This is a genomic window from Aeromonas sp. ASNIH4 (genome assembly GCF_002934425.1).
Taxonomy (GTDB): Bacteria; Pseudomonadota; Gammaproteobacteria; order Enterobacterales; family Aeromonadaceae; genus Aeromonas; species Aeromonas hydrophila.
On record NZ_CP026217.1, the window covers coordinates 4,447,501 to 4,467,384 of the forward strand.

Below are 19,884 nucleotides of genomic sequence, written 5' to 3' on the forward strand. Positions count from 1 at the left end.
TCAGTGCGGAACCACGGACTACCGGCAGGTCATCACCCGGGAAGTCGTACTCGGACAGCAGTTCGCGAACTTCCATCTCGACCAGTTCCAGCAGCTCTTCGTCATCTACCATGTCACACTTGTTCATGAACACGATGATGTACGGAACGCCTACCTGACGACCCAGCAGGATGTGCTCACGAGTCTGCGGCATCGGGCCGTCAGTCGCGGCTACTACCAGGATCGCGCCGTCCATCTGGGCAGCACCGGTGATCATGTTTTTAACGTAGTCGGCGTGACCCGGGCAGTCTACGTGGGCGTAGTGGCGGGTAGCGGTGTCGTATTCTACGTGGGAGGTGTTGATGGTGATACCACGCTCACGCTCTTCCGGTGCCTTGTCGATCTGGTCGAAGGCGAAAGCCTTACCACCGAAGTGCTTGGCCAGCACGTTGGTGATAGCGGCAGTCAGGGTGGTTTTACCGTGGTCAACGTGGCCGATGGTGCCGACGTTTACGTGCGGTTTATTACGCTCAAATTTTTCTTTAGACACGACGTAGTCCTTCTAGGTTAAACCCGCCTACCGTCGTAGGCGGGGAATCTTAAATTACTTGGATTTGCGCTCTTCGATCACGGCCTGGGCGACGTTGGTCGGGGCATCGTGATACTTGGCGAATTCCATGGCGTAGGAAGCACGACCCTGGGTAGCAGAACGCAGGGCGGTAGCGTAACCGAACATCTCGGCCAGCGGCACCAGGGCACGAACGATCTTGCCGGACGGGCCATCTTCCATACCTTCGATCAGGCCACGACGACGGTTCAGGTCACCGATCACGTCGCCCATGTAGTCTTCCGGAGTCTCGACTTCTACTTTCATGATCGGTTCGAGCAGAACCGGGTTGGCCTTCATGAAGCCAGCCTTAAAGGCCATGGAAGCAGCGATCTTGAACGCCAGTTCGGAAGAGTCGACATCGTGGTAGGAACCGAAGTGCAGACGCACGCCCAGATCCATTACCGGATAACCTGCCAGCGGGCCGGACTTCAGCTGCTCGCGGATACCCTTGTCAACACCCGGGATGAACTCACCAGGAATGACGCCGCCCTTGATGTCGTTGACGAATTCGTAGGCTTTGCCTTCTTCCAGCGGGTACATGTCGATCACAACGTGACCGTACTGACCACGACCACCGGACTGCTTGGCGTGCTTACCTTCGATATCCTTGACGGTGTTACGAATGGTTTCACGGTAGGCAACCTGCGGCTTACCTACGTTCGCTTCTACCTTGAACTCGCGACGCATACGGTCAACGATGATGTCCAAGTGCAGCTCACCCATACCGGCGATGATGGTTTGGCCAGACTCTTCGTCGGTCCATACGCGGAAGGACGGGTCTTCCTGAGCCAAACGACCCAGAGCCAGGCCCATCTTCTCTTGGTCAGCCTTGGTTTTCGGCTCAACTGCGATGGAGATTACCGGTTCCGGGAATTCCATACGCTCGAGGATAATCGGCGCTTTTTCGTCACACAGGGTGTCACCAGTGGTCACGTCTTTCAGACCGATGGCGGCAGCGATATCGCCTGCGCGAACTTCTTTGATCTCTTCACGCTTGTTGGCGTGCATCTGAACGATACGGCCAAAACGCTCGCGCTTCTCTTTAACGGAGTTCAGCACGGAGTCACCGGAGTTAACCACACCGGAGTAAACGCGGAAGAAGGTCAGGTTGCCTACGAACGGGTCGGTAGCGATCTTGAATGCCAGAGCAGCAAACGGCTCGTCATCAGAAGCATGGCGCTCGTCTTTGGTCTCGCCATCCAGCTTCAGACCGTCGATGGCTGCTACGTCGGTCGGCGCCGGCAGATAGTCAACCACGGCATCCAGCATGGCCTGTACGCCCTTGTTCTTGAACGCGGAGCCACAGGTAACCAGGATGATTTCGTTGTTCAGAACGCGCTGACGAAGAGCTTTCTTGATCTCTTCCTCGGTCAGTTCTTCACCACCCAGGTATTTTTCCATCAGGTCTTCAGACGCTTCAGCAGCGGCTTCAACCAGGGTCATGCGCATTTCTTGCGCTTTTTCCAGCAGCTCAGCCGGGACGTCTTCGTAATCGAAGGATACGCCCTGGTCAGCTTCGCTCCAGTTGATGGCCTTCATCTTGACCAGGTCGATAACGCCCTTGAAGTTCTCTTCTGAACCGATGTTCAGTTGCAGCGGAACCGGGTTACCTTTCAGACGGGTCTTGATGTGCTCAACGCAGCGCAGGAAGTTGGCACCGGTACGGTCCATCTTGTTGACGAACGCGATACGGGGAACCTTGTACTTGTTAGCCTGACGCCATACGGTTTCAGACTGTGGCTGTACGCCACCTACGGCACAGTACACCATCACGGCGCCGTCCAGAACACGCATGGAACGCTCTACTTCGATAGTAAAGTCAACGTGGCCCGGGGTATCGATGATGTTGATACGGTGCGGTTGGAACTGTTTGCCCATACCGGACCAGAAAGCGGTGGTCGCGGCGGAGGTGATGGTGATACCACGCTCTTGTTCCTGTTCCATCCAGTCCATGGTGGCAGCGCCATCGTGAACTTCACCGATCTTGTGACTTACACCGGTGTAAAACAGAACGCGCTCGGTAGTAGTAGTCTTACCGGCGTCGATGTGAGCGGAGATACCGATATTACGATAACGCTCAATGGGGGTTGTACGAGCCATTGTCATCCTCTTACTAGGGCACTTGTCCCCAGATAATTAAAGGTGCGCAGAGCCAAAAGACCCTGCGCAAGCGGATTACCAGCGGAAGTGAGCGAAAGCCTTGTTCGCTTCAGCCATACGGTGTACGTCTTCACGTTTCTTGACAGACGAACCCTTATTGTCAGCGGCATCCAGCAGCTCGCCAGCCAAACGCTGAGCCATTGATTTTTCACCACGTTTACGAGCGGCATCAACCAACCAGCGCATTGCCAGGGCATTGCGGCGAACCGGACGAACTTCTACCGGTACCTGATAGGTTGCACCACCGACACGACGAGATTTAACCTCGACGGCCGGACGAATGTTGTCCAGGGCTTCTTCGAATACGGCCAGGTGCTCTTTGCCAGTCTTGGTGGCAATGATGTCCAGCGCGCCATATACGATGGCTTCGGAAACAGATTTCTTACCGTCAACCATTACTACGTTGACAAATTTAGCCAGCAGCTCTGATCCGAACTTGGGATCCGGCAGGATTTTACGCTGACCAACAACACGACGTCTTGGCATTTCAAATTCTCCGTAACTTCAGGGGTTACCCAAAACTAGAAAGTTATCTAACTAGAAACGAATTAACGTTTGGCCTTACTTAACGGAGAACCATTAAGCTTTCGGACGCTTCACGCCATACTTGGAGCGAGCCTGCTTACGGTCTTTAACACCGGCACAGTCCAACGCACCACGAACGGTGTGATAACGAACACCTGGCAAGTCTTTTACACGACCGCCACGGATCAGAACAACAGAGTGCTCTTGCAGGTTGTGACCTTCACCGCCGATGTAGGAGGTGACTTCGAAGCCGTTGGTCAGACGTACACGGCATACTTTACGCAGTGCAGAGTTAGGCTTCTTCGGGGTGGTGGTGTATACACGGGTGCACACGCCACGCTTCTGAGGGCACGCTTCCAGCGCCGGCACGTTGCTTTTCACAACGAGCTTGATGCGTGGCTTGCGAACCAACTGGTTAATAGTTGCCATCAAAAGGCTCCTGATAATGACTTCATAAACATGTGAAAAATCCTCCCCGCAGATACGGGGACGCGAAATTTTATGCCCTGTTGTCAAGGGAGTCAAGATTTATACAATCCGAGCCAGGAAAGGCAGTGAAGAGACCTTGGGAAATGTCGCTAACCGGCTGAAATAGTTATATAAAACTGGCGGTCAGCCAGCCCAGGTCTGCGGCGAGCCTTTTTCCGCGATCAGGGCCACCAGGCCGGCCATGTCCAGATCCAACCCGATCCGTTGTTGCAACCCCCTCGCCTGCAGGTCTTCCCGCATGACATAGAGCGGCACTCCAGCCAACCGCGCACACCACTGAGGGGCCGTGGCAGCGACGACGGCATCCTGCATCAGCACCAACACATCCTCCGGCTGGCGGTAGGTCAGCGCCTGTTCCAGGTCCTGGCTCTGGAAGGGAGAGGTCAATATCAGCTGTATCATGGTCACCTCAAAAGCAGATGTGGGTAGCACAGGCATCCCACTGGTGCCGGATGTCGGTGCGGGACAGACCGGTCACGGGGATCAGCAGATCCGCCACCGTCAGACCACGCTCTGCCAGCGAGTCGGTGCACACATAGACCTCCTCGATGTCGTAGAGCTCAAGCAGTTTGAAGGTCGGCGCATAGTGGCGCTGCAAGATGGCCTGCGGCTGCTGCTCCCTGAGCAGCTGCAGCACGCCATCCCCGATGAGGAACAGGGCCAGCGACTCGGTCATGGCCGAAGTGGCCAGCAGGGCATCCAGACCTTCCCGCCCGGCGGCGGTACCGTGCGGCCCGCGCCGGCAAATAAACGCTATCTTGTGCATGGCTGCCTCCTAAAACTGGACGAATCGATCGGCGGTCAGGCTGGCCTCCGCCAGCTGACCCAGGCCGCTCAGGCAAAATGGCGGCTCCAGGTTGAAGTGTGCCCTGCCCAGCCCCTTGGCTTCCTGCTCATCCAGCACACCGCGCCGCATGGCGGCAGCGACGCACACATCGATACGGATCCCTTGCTGGTTGGCCAGTTCACACCACAGGGCGACCAGGTTGATCTCATCGGAGGCGGGAGCATGCAGCCCGTTGCCGTTGCAGACCCCGTCCTGGTAGAAGAACAGGTGAGACAAGCGATGGCCCTGCTCGATGAGGCTCAAGGCAAAACGATAGGCGGTGCTGGCCGACTGGGTACCATAGGCGGGCCCCGTTACCAGCAGGGCAAAATTCAGACTCATATCCGGACTCCTGCTCATGTATTCGTCCATTCTACGCCAAACACAAAAAAGCCCCTCCTGGGAGGGGCTCTTCGTGCAGCCTTGGATCAGACGTAAGCGATGGCTTCGACTTCAACCAGCACATCCTTCGGCAGGCGCGCCACTTCCACGCAGGAGCGGGCAGGAGCAGCTTCACCGAAGTAACGGGCATAAACCTGGTTGAAGGCAACAAAGTTGTTCATGTCGCTGAGGAAGCAGGTAGTCTTCAGTACCTTGCCGGTATCGGCTCCCGCTTCCTTCAATACTGCAACCAGGTTCTTCATCACCTGCTCGGCCTGCACTTCGATACCGCCAGCCACTATCTCCATGGTGGCCGGATCGAGCGGGATCTGCCCGGAAGTGAAGACCAGCTCGCCCAGTTTGGTGGCCTGAACATACGGGCCGATTGCGGCAGGAGCCTTGTCGGTTGCAATAACTTCTTTAGCCATTCTTGTCTATCCCCTTCTATGGCGCTTACTCGTTTTCGTCTTCACCCTGCTTGCGCTGCCGGATGTACAGATAAACGGTATGTTTGGAAATGTTCAGCTTGTCGGCGACCAGGTTGATCGAGTCCTTGATATCAAATATGCCCTTCTCGAACAGCTGGGTCACGATAAACCTGTTTTTAGCATTGTTGGCAACGGTCGGATCGCGGTTGATCTCGTCGATGGTGTTGTCCACCGTCTGGGCAACCAGCTCTTCCACACTGTTGGCAAAGGTCTCCGGCGACTGACGCTCGACTTGTTGCGGCGTCGGGAAAAATTCGGCGACGAACTCGTGAAAAGGCGCGTTGATGTGCAGGTTGATACAGATGAGGCCGATCACCTGCTTGTCGCTGTTCCTGATGGCGATGGTACTCGACTTCATCAGGGCACCGGTACGGCTGCGAGCAAAATAGCTCTGGGTGTAATCCTGGCCGGTATTCTCGATGTCCTTGAGCATACGCAGCGCGAGATCGGTAATGGGGGCCCCCTCATTCCGTCCCGTATTGAACCCGTTGGCAATCTTGATCACGGACTCGTGCAGATTTTCCAGGGAGTGAAGCACCACTTCACAGTGCTTGCCGAACAACTCGGCCAAGCCATCGATCAGCCCATCGTATGAGCGCAACAATTCCCTGTCTTCGTCTGTAAAAGTGCGACCGATCAGTTGCTCTTCGGGAAGCATCACTTCCTCGATACCGACAGTCATGTTCTACCCCTGTAATACCCATTCAACTTTCCCGAGTTTTCAGTTGCGAGGGGTCAATGTCAACTTTTTTTGATTTTTTACTCTGCAACCTTGCTCTGGATCATCCGAATATCCGCGTGGCGTCTGGCTTTGACGAGAAAATCGACAATAAAAAAGGGCCCCATGAAGGGGCCCTTTTCATTCGCTACAGCGGAAGATTACTCTTCGTCAAAACTGCCGGCTGCATTGAGCAGATCCGCCAGGTTTTGCTGAGCTTCATCGGCAGTCACCTGCGGTACGCCAACAGCACGGGCTGCGGCGGCACGCTGGTTGATCCGGCCGTGGTGGTAGGCAAAGCCGGTACCAGCCGGGATCAGACGACCCACGATCACGTTCTCTTTCAGGCCACGCAGTTCGTCACGCTTGCCGCCAACGGCCGCTTCGGTCAGAACACGGGTGGTTTCCTGGAAGGAAGCCGCGGAGATGAAGGACTCGGTGCTCAGAGATGCCTTGGTAATACCCATCAGGATGTGACGGAAGGTGGCCGGGGTCTTGCCCTCAGCAACCAGCTTACGGTTGGCAATCTTCACGCGAGCCACTTCAACCTGTTCGCCTTCGATCAGGTCTGTGTCACCAGCGCTCAGGATCTCGCACTTGCGCAGCATCTGACGCACGATGACTTCGATGTGCTTGTCGTTGATCTTAACGCCTTGCAGACGGTAAACGTCCTGCACTTCGTTGGCGATGTAGTTGGCGACCGGGCTGATACCGCGCAGACGCAGAATGTCGTGAGCAGACTCAGGACCGTCCGCCAGCACTTCACCCTTCTCAACTTTTTCACCTTCGAACACGTTCAGGTTACGCCACTTCGGAATCATCTCCTCGTAGACATCGCCACCATCGGTCGGGGTGATGACCAGACGGCGTTTGCCCTTGGTCTCTTTCCCGAAGGAGATGGTACCGGAGATCTCGGCCAGAATTGCCGGTTCCTTCGGTTGACGTGCTTCGAACAGATCCGCAACGCGCGGCAGACCACCGGTGATGTCCTTGGTACCGCCGGACTCTTGCGGGATACGCGCTACCGCGTCACCCACGCCCACGTTGGCACCATCTTCCAGGTTCACGATCGCCTTGCCCGGCAGGAAGTACTGGGCGGCTACATCGGTACCCGGGATCATCACGTCCTTGCCGTTCAGGTCGACCAGTTTCACGGTCGGACGCATCTCTTTACCGGCGCTCGGACGCTCGTTGACATCCAGCACGACAATGGAGGAGAGACCGGTCAGCTCGTCGGTCTGACGAGTAATGGTCACGCCATCGATCATGTGTTCGAAGTGCAGGCGACCCGCCACTTCGGTGATGATCGGGTGAGTGTGCGGATCCCAGTTGGCGACGGTTTCACCGGCGTTCACGGCCTGGCCATCTTTCACTTCCAGCACGGAACCGTAAGGCAGCTTGTGGCTTTCCTTGGTACGGCCCATCTCGTCCATGATGGTCAGTTCGGTAGAACGGGAGGTGATAACCAGTTTGTCATCGCTGTTGTGAACGAACTTGGCGTTCTGCAGCTTGATGCTACCGGTGTTCTTGACCTGGATGCTGCTCTCGGCAGCGGCACGGGATGCGGCACCACCGATGTGGAAGGTACGCATCGTCAGCTGGGTACCCGGTTCACCGATGGACTGGGCGGCGATAACACCGACAGCCTCACCCTTGTTAACCAGGTGACCACGGGCCAGATCACGGCCGTAGCAGTGAGCACAGTTACCGAAGTCGGTCTCACAGGTGATGGCAGAACGTACCTTCACGCGGTCAACGGAGTTGCGCTCCAGCAGGTCACACAGCTGCTCGTCGAGCAGGGTGTTGCGTGCTACCAGCACTTCGTCTTCAGTACCCGGCTTGATCACGTCATCGGCAACCACACGGCCCAGCACGCGCTCACGCAGCGGTTCGACCACGTCGCCACCTTCGATCAGCGGAGTCATCCACAGACCTTCGGTAGTGCCGCAATCGTCCTCGGTGATCACCATGTCCTGTGCCACGTCAACCAGACGACGAGTCAGGTAACCGGAGTTCGCAGTCTTCAGTGCGGTATCCGCAAGACCCTTACGAGCACCGTGAGTGGAGATGAAGTACTGCAGTACGTTCAGACCTTCGCGGAAGTTCGCGACGATCGGGGTCTCGATGATGGAGCCATCCGGCTTGGCCATCAGGCCACGCATACCGGCCAGCTGACGGATCTGGGCTGCGGAACCCCGCGCACCAGAGTCGGCCATCATGAAGATGCTGTTGAACGAGGCTTGCTCTTCTTCTTCACCCAGCGAGTTGACGTTACGCTCTTTGGACAAGTTCTCCATCATGGCCTTGGAGACGCGCTCGTTGGCGCTGGCCCAGATATCGATAACCTTGTTGTAGCGTTCGCCCGCGGTCACCAGACCGGACAGGAACTGGTCCTGGATCTCGGCGACTTCGGCTTCTGCAGCGGCGATGATGTCTTTCTTGGCATCCGGGATGACCATGTCATCGATACCAACGGAAGCACCGGACAGGGCCGCATAGTGGAAACCGGTATACATCAGCTGGTCAGCGAAGATGACGGTGTCCTTCAGGCCCTGCTTGCGATAGCAGGTGTTCAGCAGACGGGAGATGAGCTTTTTGCCCAGCGCCTTGTTGGATACGGATTTGATCCAGTTCTGCGGGTTGGCGTCCAGGTCAGCCTGCTCTGCAGCAGTCAGCACCTTCGGCTCGTCGATCAGCGCGTATTCCATGCCTTTCGGCAGGATCAGGCTCAGGATCGCACGACCAACGGTGGTGTTCTTCATCTCGGTGTGAGCACGCAGCGAACCGTCTTCCTGACGCAGGTATTCGGTGATGCGAACTTTCACGCGAGCATGCAGATCGGCCAGACCGGCGCGGTATACCTTCTCGGCTTCTTTCGGGCCGGACAGCACCATACCTTCGCCCTTGGCGTTGATACGGGCACGGGTCATGTAGTACAGACCCAAGACCACGTCCTGAGACGGAACGATGATCGGCTCACCGGAGGCAGGCGACAGGATGTTGTTGGTGGACATCATCAGCGCGCGCGCTTCCAGCTGGGCTTCCAGGGTCAGCGGTACGTGGACCGCCATCTGGTCACCATCGAAGTCCGCGTTATAGGCGGCACAGACGAGCGGGTGCAGCTGGATGGCCTTGCCTTCGATCAGGGTCGGTTCAAACGCCTGGATACCCAGACGGTGCAGGGTCGGTGCACGGTTCAGCAGCACCGGGTGTTCGCGGATCACTTCGTCCAGGATGTCCCAAACGACAGCTTCTTCGCGCTCCACCATCTTCTTGGCGGCCTTGATGGTGGTCGCCAGACCGCGGGATTCCAGCTTGCCATAGATGAACGGCTTGAACAGCTCCAGCGCCATCTTCTTCGGCAGACCGCACTGATGCAGACGCAGAGTCGGACCTACGGTGATAACGGAACGACCGGAGTAGTCGACACGCTTACCGAGCAGGTTCTGACGGAAACGACCTTGCTTACCCTTGATCATGTCGGCCAAGGATTTCAGCGGGCGCTTGTTGGAGCCGGTGATGGCACGACCACGACGGCCGTTGTCCAGCAGGGCATCGACGGACTCTTGCAGCATGCGCTTTTCGTTGCGCACGATGATGTCCGGAGCAGCCAGGTCCAGCAGGCGCTTCAAGCGGTTGTTACGGTTGATCACGCGACGGTACAGATCGTTCAGATCGGAAGTCGCGAAACGGCCGCCGTCCAGCGGTACCAGCGGACGCAGGTCCGGCGGCAGCACAGGCAGCACTGTCATGATCATCCACTCCGGCTTGTTGCCGGACTGCAGGAAGGCTTCCATCAGCTTCAGGCGCTTGGTGGTCTTCTTGCGCTTGGTCTCGGAGTTGGTCTGATCCAGCTCTTCGCGCATGGTGCGCACTTCGCCTTCCAGATCGATGGCGCGCAGCAATGCCAGGATTGCTTCGGCCCCCATCTTGGCGTCGAATTCGTCGCCCCACTCTTCCAGTGCGTCCAGGTACTGCTCTTCGGACAGCATCTGGCTGCGCTCGAGGTTGGTCATGCCGGGTTCGATCACTACATAGGATTCGAAATACAGCACGCGCTCGATGTCACGCAGGGTCATGTCCAGCAGCAGACCGATACGGGACGGCAGGGACTTCAGGAACCAGATGTGGGCAGTCGGGCTGGCCAGCTCGATGTGGCCCATACGCTCACGACGGACCTTGGTCTGGGTCACTTCTACGCCGCACTTCTCACAGATCACACCACGGTGTTTCAGGCGCTTGTACTTGCCGCACAGACACTCGTAGTCCTTCACCGGTCCAAAGATACGGGCGCAGAACAGACCATCACGTTCCGGCTTGAAAGTCCGGTAGTTGATGGTCTCAGGCTTTTTGACCTCACCGAATGACCAGGAGCGGATCATGTCAGGAGAGGCCAGACCGATCTTGATACTGTCAAACTCTTCGGTCTTGGTCTGAGCCTTCAAAAACTTGAGTAAGTCTTTCACGTGTTTCCCCTGTCAGGAGTCTAACCTCGGCGCCCCTACTGCCGAAACAGCGGGGCGCCCACGTCAATTCTCGAACAATAAGAGCGAGCTCTTACTCTTCGTCCAGCTCGATGTTGATACCCAGAGAGCGGATTTCCTTCAGCAATACGTTGAAGGATTCGGGCATGCCCGGCTCCATACGGTGGTCGCCATCCACGATGTTCTTGTACATCTTGGTACGGCCGTTCACATCGTCAGACTTGACGGTCAGCATCTCCTGCAGGGTATATGCCGCACCGTAAGCCTCCAGGGCCCACACTTCCATCTCACCGAAACGCTGACCACCGAACTGTGCCTTACCACCCAGCGGCTGCTGGGTAACCAGGCTGTAAGAACCGGTAGAACGCGCGTGCATCTTGTCGTCTACCAGGTGGTTCAGCTTCAGCATGTACATGTAACCCACGGTGACCTTACGCTCGAAGGCGTTACCGGTACGACCGTCGAACAGGGCGATCTGACCGGATTCCGGCAGGTCGGCCAGCTTCAGCAGGGCCTTGATTTCACGCTCTTTGGCGCCATCAAAGACCGGCGTAGCGACCGGCAGACCCTTGCGCAGGTTACCGACCAGGGTACGTACGTCGTCGTCGGACAGCTCGGCCACGTTCACTTGCTGGGTGTCTTTCTCGCCCAGGTCATAGACCTGTTGCAGGAAGTCACGCATCTCGTGCAGTTCGCGCTGTTCCTTGACCATGCGGTCGATCTTCTCGCCGATACCCTTGGCCGCGAGGCCCAGGTGCACTTCGAGGATCTGACCGATGTTCATACGGGACGGTACACCCAACGGGTTCAGAACGATGTCGACCGGACGGCCGTACTCGTCATGGGGCATATCCTCGACCGGACAGATCTTGGAGATAACACCCTTGTTACCGTGACGACCCGCCATCTTGTCACCCGGCTGGATGCGACGCTTGACGGCCAGATAGACCTTGACGATCTTCAGTACGCCCGGCGCCAGGTCATCGCCCTGGATGATCTTGCGACGTTTGTTCTCGAATTTCTTGTCGAACTCGGCCTTCAGCTCAACGTGCTGTTCAGCGATCTGTTCCAGCTCGATTTGCTTGGCTTCATCTTCGATGGCCAGTTCAAACCACTTGGAGCGATCGAGCTTGTTCAGACGGTCTTCGCTGTAACCGGCGGCCAGCAGCAGGTTGCGGGAGCGGCCGAAAATGCCGTCTTCCAGGATCTTGAACTCTTCGGTCAAGTCCTTCTTCGCTTCCTTCAGCTGCATCTCTTCGATTTCTTTGGCGCGCTTGTCTTTTTCCACGCCATCGCGGGTAAAGACCTGCACGTCAACCACGGTACCGTACACACCGTTCGGCACTCGCAGGGAGGAGTCCTTCACATCGGACGCCTTCTCACCGAAGATGGCGCGCAGCAGCTTCTCTTCCGGCGTCAGCTGGGTTTCACCTTTCGGCGTTACCTTACCGACCAGAATGTCGCCGCCCTTCACTTCGGCACCCACGTAGACGATACCGGACTCGTCCAGCTTGGACAGAGCGGCTTCACCCACGTTCGGGATGTCAGCAGTGATCTCTTCCGGACCCAGCTTGGTGTCACGGGAGATACAGGCCAGTTCCTGGATGTGAATGGTGGTCAGGCGATCTTCCTGAACAACACGCTCGTTCACCAGGATCGAGTCTTCGAAGTTGTAACCGTTCCACGGCATGAACGCGACGCGCAGGTTCTGACCCAGCGCCAGTTCACCCAGGTCGGTGGACGGGCCGTCAGCCAGCACGTCGCCCGCCATCACCGGCTCACCCAACATCACGCACGGACGCTGGTTGATACAGGTGTTCTGGTTGGAACGGGTGTATTTGGTCAGGCTGTAGATGTCGATGCCGGCTTCGCCAGGCAGCAGCTCATCTTCGTTGACCTTGATAACGATACGGGAGGCATCGACGTAGTCGATCATGCCGCCACGCTTGGCCACTACGGTAACACCGGAGTCAACGGCCACAGCGCGTTCCATACCGGTACCAACCAGCGGCTTGTCGGCGCGCAGAGTCGGTACAGCCTGACGTTGCATGTTTGAACCCATCAATGCGCGGTTCGCGTCATCGTGTTCCAGGAACGGGATCAGGGCCGCTGCCACAGATACGATCTGCTGCGGGCTCACGTCCATATACTGGATCTGGTCGGCGTTCATAAAGGTGGATTCACCTTTGTGACGGCACGGGATCAATTCATCTTTCAGACGGCCATCTTCGGTGGTCGCGGCGTTAGCCTGTGCGATCACGTACTTGCCTTCTTCAATAGCAGACAGATAGTCCACTTCGTCGGTGATCACACCGTCAATGACCTTGCGGTACGGAGTCTCGAGGAAACCGTACTCGTTGGTACGAGAGTACACGGACAGAGAGTTGATCAGACCGATGTTCGGACCTTCAGGAGTTTCGATAGGGCACAGACGACCGTAGTGGGTCGGGTGTACGTCTCGAACTTCAAAACCGGCACGCTCACGAGTCAAACCGCCCGGGCCCAGCGCAGAGATACGGCGCTTGTGGGTCACTTCGGACAGCGGGTTGTTCTGGTCCATGAACTGGGACAGCTGGCTGGAACCAAAGAACTCTTTGACTGCGGCGGAGATCGGCTTGGCGTTGATCAGATCCTGCGGCATCAGGGTGTCCAGGTCGCCCAGGGAGAGACGCTCCTTGACCGCACGCTCGACACGCACCAGACCGACGCGGAACTGGTTTTCAGCCATTTCACCGACAGAACGGATACGACGGTTGCCCAGGTGGTCGATATCGTCCACCTCGTCATTGCCGTTACGGATGTCGATCAGGCGCTTCATCACATCGACGATGTCGTCTTTGGTCAGAGTACCCACGCCGGTCTCGTCTTCACGAGCCAGACGGCGGTTGAACTTCATCCGACCTACGGTAGACAGGTCGTAACGCTCGGAAGAGAAGAATAGGTTCTCGAACAGCTGTTCTGCAGCTTCGCGAGTCGGCGGCTCACCCGGACGCATCATGCGATAGATTTCGACCAGCGCTTCCAGGCGGCTGGAGCTGGAGTCGATACGCAGGGTCTCGGACATGTAGGCACCGTGATCCAGTTCATTGGTGAACAGAACCTCGAAGTGCTTGAAGCCGGCTTGGGAGAGGTTGGCTACCGCTTCCAGGCTCAGCGCCTGGTTGGCAGTCACTACCATCTCGCCAGTTTGCGGATGTGCGTAGTCCTTGGCAGCAACTTTGCCAACAACATACTCAACCGGTACCTCAATCTGGGTAACGGAATCTTTTTCCAACTGACGGATGTGACGCGCAGTCACTCGACGACCGGTCTCAACCACCACGGCGCCATTGGCCACGATGTCAAAGGTCGCAGTTTCACCACGCAGGCGCTCCGGCACCAGATCCATCATCAACTTGCCATCTTTGACTTCGAAACCGATGGTCTCGAAGAAGGTGGCCAGAATCTGTTCGGAACTGAAATCCAGGGCACGCAGAATAATGGACGCCGGCAGTTTACGACGACGGTCGATACGGACAAACAGGTTGTCTTTCGCATCGAACTCGAAGTCCAGCCAGGAGCCACGGTAGGGAATAACGCGCGCGTTATACAGCACCTTACCGGATGAATGTGTTTTGCCTTTATCGTGGTCGAAGAAGACGCCCGGGCTACGATGCAGCTGGGAGACGATTACCCGCTCGGTACCATTGATAACAAAGGTGCCGTTCTCGGTCATGAGCGGAATTTCGCCCATGTATACTTCTTGTTCCTTGATGTCTTTGACGGTGCCGGCAGCTGCTTCACGGTCGTACAGAACCATACGAAGCTTGACACGCAGCGGCGCGGAGTAGGTCACTCCACGGATCTGGCATTCTTTTACGTCAAATACCGGCTCACCCAGGCGATAGCTGACATACTGAAGCTCAGCACTACCGGAGTAACTGGTGATCGGGAAAACGCTACGGAAAGCGGCCTCTAGGCCATATTCACCTTCCGGGTCAGCCTCGATGAACTGCTTGAAGGAGTCCAGCTGAATGGACAACAGATAAGGCGTGTCCAGTACCTGGTCTCGCTTACCGAAGTCCTTACGAATGCGTTTTTTTTCGGTATAAGAGTAAACCATAGGGTTCCTCAGCTCGCTGATAAGTGACCCACTCTGTCCCACGGGACAGCTCTGTCTCAACACCGTTTTGTGTTGGCCCGGACGAATGAAAACAGTCCGGATTGCTGGTGCACCGAGAGTCGTAAACGGTGTGAAATGCTCTCAGTCTACAGCGCAAAAAGGCTGGTGAACAAAAATTCACCAGCCCTAGCCTGTTTTATCAGGCTAATCTACATAAATGCAGATTATTTGATCTCAACAGAAGCACCGGCAGCTTCCAGCTCTTTCTTCAGAGCTTCAGCTTCGTCTTTGGAGACGGCTTCTTTCAGGTTAGCCGGAGCAGCTTCTACCAGGTCTTTGGCTTCTTTCAGGCCCAGACCGGTGGCGCCACGAACGGCTTTGATGACGGCAACTTTGTTGGCACCGGCAGCAGTCAGAACTACGTCGAACTCGGTCTTCTCTTCTACTGCTTCAGCGGCCGGACCGGCAGCAACAGCAACAGCGGCAGAAACACCGAACTTCTCTTCCATAGCTTCGATCAGCTCAACAACTTCCATTACGGACATGGAAGCAACGGCTTCGATAATTTGGTCTTTAGTGATAGACATGACAAAAATTCCTGATGTTGAATAAACTCAAACAGCCTAAATAGGCGAGAATCAAGCAGCAGCTTGCTTCTGATCACGCACAGCAGCGATGGTACGAACCAGCTTGCCAGCAGAGGCTTCCTTCATGGTAGCCATCAACTTCGCAATTGCTTCGTCGTAGGTCGGCAGCGTGGCCAGACGATCAATTTGTGCTGCGGCGATAAACTCACCGTTAAAAGCGCCAGCCTTGATTTCGAACTTTTGGTTCGCTTTGGCAAACTCTTTGAACAGACGAGCGGCAGCGCCCGGGTGTTCGTTAGAGAAAGCAATCAAGGTAGGACCAGACAATACGTCGTTCAGGCAACCGAATTCGGTACCTTCAACTGCGCGACGCAGCAGGGTGTTACGCACAACGCGCATGTACACACCGGCTTCGCGAGCAGATTTACGCAGGCTGGTCATCTTCTCTACAGTCACACCGCGAGAATCGGCTACAACTGCAGAAAGAGCGCCTTTGGCAGCTTCGTTGACTTCAGCAACAATTGCCTTTTTGTCTTCGAGTCCCAATGCCATTGGCTTAACTCCTGGATTGAATCCGGGTCTAGTTTGACCCAGTACTGACACATCCCCCCTACCTTTACAACAGAGGGGAACGATGCGGTAGCAGGATTCCAGAAGAGAAAGAAATCTTTCTCGCTGGGTTTCCGGCACCGTCTACGCAGGAAGGATTAAGGCCTTGCAGCCACCTGCGGTCTTGGACGGAGGTCGAAACCCCCAACCAATCAAGGCGCAAAATTATAGATTAAATTTTGCACCTTGTAAAATCCATCAATTAGGCCTGAGCTTCCAGAGAAGCTTGGTCTACGGCAACACCGGCACCCATGGTGGTGGAGATGCTGACTTTCTTGATGAATACACCCTTGGCGGAAGACGGCTTGGCCTTTTTCAGGGCAACCAGCAGAGCTTCCAAGTTTTCTTTCAGCTGAACTTCGTTGAAAGAAACCTTGCCCAGGGTGGTGTGAATGATACCGTTCTTGTCATTACGGTAACGAACCTGACCAGCCTTGGCGTTCTTGACAGCTTCGGCAACGTTAGGAGTTACAGTACCAACTTTCGGGTTCGGCATCAGGCCGCGCGGGCCCAGGATTTGACCCAGCTGACCAACAACGCGCATGGCATCCGGGGATGCGATAACTACGTCGAAGTTCATCTCGCCTTTCTTGACCAGATCGGCCAGCTCGTCCATACCAACCAGTTCAGCACCGGCAGCTTTGGCAGCTTCGGCGTTGGCACCTTGGGTGAATACGGCTACGCGTACTTCACGACCGGTACCGTGCGGCAGTACAGTTGCACCACGTACGTTTTGGTCGGATTTACGAGCATCGATACCCAGGTTAACGGCAACGTCAACGCTTTCAACGAACTTGGCAGTAGCCAGTTCTTTCAGCAGGGCAATGGCTTCGTTGATGGAGTACTCTTTGGTACCGTCAACTTTTTCGCGAATAACGCGCATACGCTTGGAAAGTTTTGCCATTGTCTTAATCCTCCACTACCAGGCCCATGGAACGAGCGGAGCCGGCGATGCAACGTACTTTTGCATCCAGATCGGCACCGGTCATATCCGGCTCTTTGGTCTTGGCGATTTCTTGCAGCTGAGCCACAGTCACCTTACCAACCTTGTCTTTGTTCGGCTTGGCAGAACCAGACTGGATACCAGCAGCTTTCTTCAGCAGGAAGGAAGCGGGCGGAGTCTTGGTTTCGAAGGTGAAGGAACGGTCGCTGTAAACGGTGATCACGACCGGAGTCGGTGAGCCTTTTTCCAGCTTTTCTGTACGGGCGTTGAATGCCTTACAGAATTCCATGATGTTCACACCGTGCTGACCCAGAGCAGGACCAACGGGAGGGCTGGGGTTAGCACTGCCAGCCTTAACTTGCAGCTTGATATAAGCTGTGACTTTCTTAGCCATTACAAAAATACCTCAGAAATGGGTTCTAACGCCTCGGAGACATGCTCCTGCAAACGGCTCCCCAACTAATAAAGGGGCAGCGAATTATAATGACATTCGCTGCCCCTGACAACCGTTAACGAACAGAGTTTAATCAGCCCTTTTCGACCTGACCAAAATCCAGCTCTACCGGTGTAGAACGACCGAAGATCAAAACGGAGACCTTCACGCGGCTCTTTTCATAGTCAACCTCTTCAACGGTACCGTTGAAGTCGGCGAACGGACCATCAGCAACCCGCACCATTTCACCCGGTTCAAACAGGGTTTTCGGACGCGGCTTGTCGTGGGCATCTTGCAGACGATTGAGGATGGCATCCGCTTCTTTATCAGAGATAGGAGCAGGACGATCAGAGGTGCCACCAATGAAGCCCATGACGCGCGGTACGTTGCGTACCAGGTGCCATGTGGTCTCATCCATGATCATCTGAACCAGGACGTAGCCCGGGAAAAACTTGCGCTCACTCTTGCGCTTCTGGCCAGCGCGCATCTCGACCACTTCTTCGGTCGGGACCAGCACTTCACCGAACATGTCTTCCATGCCATGCATCTTGATATGTTCACGCAGGGATTTGGCAACACGGCCTTCATAGCCGGAAAACGCCTGCACCACATACCATCTCATACGTTGTTCACGTTGTTCAGTCATGGCTTATCCTTACACACCGGTAATCAGGTTGACCAACCAGACCAAGGCACCGTCCAGAATGAACAGCAACAGCCCCATCACGGCAGTCACCGCCAGCACAATCAGGGTTGTCTGAATGGCTTCCTGGCGGGTCGGCCATACGACCTTGCGGACTTCCAGGCGAGACTCACGGGCAAATGCCAGTGTCGCCTTTCCCTTGGTGGTTTGCAGGGCTACTGCACCGGCAGCAGCAATGACAACGACCACACCCAGGGCGCGGACGGCAGCGACGACATCGTTGAGCAGGTAATTACCCACTACAGCGGCCGCCAGGATAATGAAAACCAGGCCCCAAAGCAGGGTATCCTTGCTTCCGCCCTGGCTCTCAGAACTAACACTCATACAACCCACCTGTATCTGACGTAACCAAAGACACAAAAGCCCCGTACGAGACGAGGTATATGGCAGGGGCGGCAGGACTCGAACCCGCAACCATCGGTTTTGGAGACCGCTGTTCTACCAATTCGAACTACGCCCCTGCATAAGAAAGCCCCTATTATAGGGGCTTTGCTTTATTTATGTAAGCCAAAGATTAAGCGATAACTTTAGCTACAACACCAGCACCTACGGTACGGCCACCTTCACGGATGGCGAAACGCAGGCCGTCGTCCATCGCGATCGGCGCAATCAGGGTAACAACCATCTTGATGTTGTCGCCCGGCATTACCATCTCTACGCCTTCCGGCAGTTCGATGGTACCGGTCACGTCGGTAGTACGGAAGTAGAACTGCGGACGGTAGCCTTTGAAGAACGGGGTATGACGACCACCTTCTTCTTTGGACAGCACGTACACTTCAGATTCAAACTTGGTGTGCGGCTTGATGGTGCCCGGCTTGGCCAGTACCTGACCACGCTCTACGTCTTCACGCTTCACGCCACGCAGCAGTGCACCGATGTTCTCGCCTGCACGACCTTCGTCCAGCAGCTTACGGAACATTTCAACACCGGTACAGGTGGTCTTGGTGGTATCTTTGATACCCACGATTTCCACTTCTTCACCAACTTTGACGATACCGCGCTCTACACGACCGGTTACTACGGTACCACGGCCAGCGATGGAGAATACGTCTTCGATAGGCATCAGGAACGGCAGGTCGATGGCACGCTCCGGCTCCGGAATGTAGGTGTCCAGGTGGCCAGCCAGTTCCAGGATCTTCTCTTCCCACTGAGCTTCACCTTCCAGCGCTTTCAGTGCAGAACCACGGACTACCGGCAGGTCATCACCCGGGAAGTCGTACTCGGACAGCAGTTCGCGAACTTCCATCTCGACCAGTTCCAGCAGCTCTTCGTCATCTACCATGTCACACTTGTTCATGAACACGATGATGTACGGAACGCCTACCTGACGACCCAGCAGGATGTGCTCACGAGTCTGCGGCATCGGGCCGTCAGTCGCTGCTACTACCAGGATCGCGCCGTCCATCTGGGCAGCACCGGTGATCATGTTTTTAACGTAGTCGGCGTGACCCGGGCAGTCTACGTGGGCGTAGTGACGGGTAGCGGTGTCGTATTCTACGTGGGAGGTGTTGATGGTGATACCACGCTCACGCTCTTCCGGTGCCTTGTCGATCTGGTCGAAGGCGAAAGCCTTACCACCGAAGTGCTTGGCCAGCACGTTGGTGATAGCGGCAGTCAGGGTGGTTTTACCGTGGTCAACGTGGCCGATGGTACCCACGTTAACGTGCGGTTTATTACGCTCAAATTTTTCTTTAGACATGATCGTCCCTCTAAACTAACGCTGAGTACGCGGTGGCAAGCTAACCACAGAACAGTTTATATGATGGATTTGAATCTGGTGGGGAAGAGAGGCTGGTGCTGACAGGCAGGTTCGATTGCCGAACTCACCCTAAGGTGTGGCTCTGCTA

Annotated in this window: 18 protein-coding genes and 1 tRNA gene (1 of these 19 only partly in view); all 19 read right to left on the reverse strand. The window is 55.9% G+C overall.

Annotated elements, in window-relative coordinates:
- Positions 1–529 carry the 5' portion of an elongation factor Tu gene (gene tuf, locus C2U40_RS20835; protein WP_011707694.1) on the reverse strand. Its footprint begins 656 nt before the window's first position, so 529 of the gene's 1,185 nt are visible here — the first part of the coding sequence; the start codon lies at positions 527–529; its stop codon lies off the left edge, out of view.
- A 54-nt stretch (positions 530–583) separates the two neighbouring features.
- Positions 584–2,689 (reverse strand): elongation factor G, encoded by a 2,106-nt coding sequence (fusA, locus tag C2U40_RS20840; RefSeq protein WP_011707695.1) that lies wholly within the window; start codon positions 2,687–2,689, stop codon positions 584–586.
- Positions 2,690–2,764: 75 nt separating this feature from the next.
- Complete coding sequence (gene rpsG, locus C2U40_RS20845) at positions 2,765–3,235, reverse strand: 30S ribosomal protein S7 (protein WP_005306266.1); 471 nt, start codon at positions 3,233–3,235, stop codon at positions 2,765–2,767.
- A gap of 93 nt (positions 3,236–3,328) precedes the next feature.
- Positions 3,329–3,703, reverse strand: coding sequence for a 30S ribosomal protein S12 (gene rpsL / locus C2U40_RS20850; RefSeq protein ID WP_005306278.1), 375 nt, complete (start codon positions 3,701–3,703; stop codon positions 3,329–3,331).
- 183 nt (positions 3,704–3,886) lie between these two features.
- Positions 3,887–4,165, reverse strand: a complete 279-nt coding sequence (gene tusB, locus C2U40_RS20855) for a sulfurtransferase complex subunit TusB (protein WP_024945207.1) — start codon at positions 4,163–4,165, stop codon at positions 3,887–3,889.
- Positions 4,166–4,172: 7 nt separating this feature from the next.
- Positions 4,173–4,529 carry a sulfurtransferase complex subunit TusC gene (tusC, locus tag C2U40_RS20860; RefSeq protein ID WP_016352262.1) on the reverse strand — a complete coding sequence of 119 codons (357 nt, stop codon included), beginning with the start codon at positions 4,527–4,529 and terminating at the stop codon, positions 4,173–4,175.
- Positions 4,530–4,538: 9 nt separating this feature from the next.
- Entirely contained in the window at positions 4,539–4,931 is a 393-nt protein-coding gene (tusD, locus tag C2U40_RS20865; protein ID WP_103827790.1) for a sulfurtransferase complex subunit TusD, read from the reverse strand.
- A gap of 86 nt (positions 4,932–5,017) precedes the next feature.
- On the reverse strand, positions 5,018–5,398 hold the full coding sequence (locus C2U40_RS20870; RefSeq protein ID WP_103827789.1) for a RidA family protein: 381 nt from the start codon (positions 5,396–5,398) through the stop codon (positions 5,018–5,020).
- A gap of 25 nt (positions 5,399–5,423) precedes the next feature.
- Positions 5,424–6,140: a helix-turn-helix transcriptional regulator gene (locus C2U40_RS20875; RefSeq protein WP_005306294.1), complete on the reverse strand. Its 717-nt coding sequence runs from the start codon at positions 6,138–6,140 to the stop codon at positions 5,424–5,426.
- Between the two features lie 197 nt (positions 6,141–6,337).
- On the reverse strand, positions 6,338–10,642 hold the full coding sequence (rpoC, locus tag C2U40_RS20880) for a DNA-directed RNA polymerase subunit beta' (RefSeq protein ID WP_011707700.1): 4,305 nt from the start codon (positions 10,640–10,642) through the stop codon (positions 6,338–6,340).
- A 91-nt stretch (positions 10,643–10,733) separates the two neighbouring features.
- Entirely contained in the window at positions 10,734–14,762 is a 4,029-nt protein-coding gene (gene rpoB / locus C2U40_RS20885) for a DNA-directed RNA polymerase subunit beta (RefSeq protein WP_010635847.1), read from the reverse strand.
- Between the two features lie 224 nt (positions 14,763–14,986).
- Positions 14,987–15,349 (reverse strand): 50S ribosomal protein L7/L12, encoded by a 363-nt coding sequence (gene rplL / locus C2U40_RS20890; RefSeq protein ID WP_005341840.1) that lies wholly within the window; start codon positions 15,347–15,349, stop codon positions 14,987–14,989.
- A 51-nt stretch (positions 15,350–15,400) separates the two neighbouring features.
- Positions 15,401–15,901, reverse strand: coding sequence for a 50S ribosomal protein L10 (gene rplJ / locus C2U40_RS20895; RefSeq protein ID WP_016352265.1), 501 nt, complete (start codon positions 15,899–15,901; stop codon positions 15,401–15,403).
- A 259-nt stretch (positions 15,902–16,160) separates the two neighbouring features.
- Positions 16,161–16,862 carry a 50S ribosomal protein L1 gene (rplA, locus tag C2U40_RS20900; protein WP_016352266.1) on the reverse strand — a complete coding sequence of 234 codons (702 nt, stop codon included), beginning with the start codon at positions 16,860–16,862 and terminating at the stop codon, positions 16,161–16,163.
- Positions 16,863–16,866: 4 nt separating this feature from the next.
- The gene (gene rplK / locus C2U40_RS20905) at positions 16,867–17,295 is read right to left on the reverse strand and encodes a 50S ribosomal protein L11 (RefSeq protein WP_016352267.1); all 429 of its coding nucleotides are present in this window, start codon (positions 17,293–17,295) and stop codon (positions 16,867–16,869) included.
- A gap of 133 nt (positions 17,296–17,428) precedes the next feature.
- Positions 17,429–17,980, reverse strand: coding sequence for a transcription termination/antitermination protein NusG (nusG, locus tag C2U40_RS20910; protein WP_005306318.1), 552 nt, complete (start codon positions 17,978–17,980; stop codon positions 17,429–17,431).
- Between the two features lie 9 nt (positions 17,981–17,989).
- Positions 17,990–18,361: a preprotein translocase subunit SecE gene (secE, locus tag C2U40_RS20915; protein ID WP_011707705.1), complete on the reverse strand. Its 372-nt coding sequence runs from the start codon at positions 18,359–18,361 to the stop codon at positions 17,990–17,992.
- A gap of 60 nt (positions 18,362–18,421) precedes the next feature.
- Positions 18,422–18,498 (reverse strand) — tRNA-Trp (locus C2U40_RS20920).
- A 53-nt stretch (positions 18,499–18,551) separates the two neighbouring features.
- A complete protein-coding gene (gene tuf / locus C2U40_RS20925) occupies positions 18,552–19,736 on the reverse strand; it encodes an elongation factor Tu (protein WP_011707694.1) in 1,185 nt (394 codons plus the stop codon).
- Between the last annotated feature and the right edge of the window lie 148 nt (positions 19,737–19,884).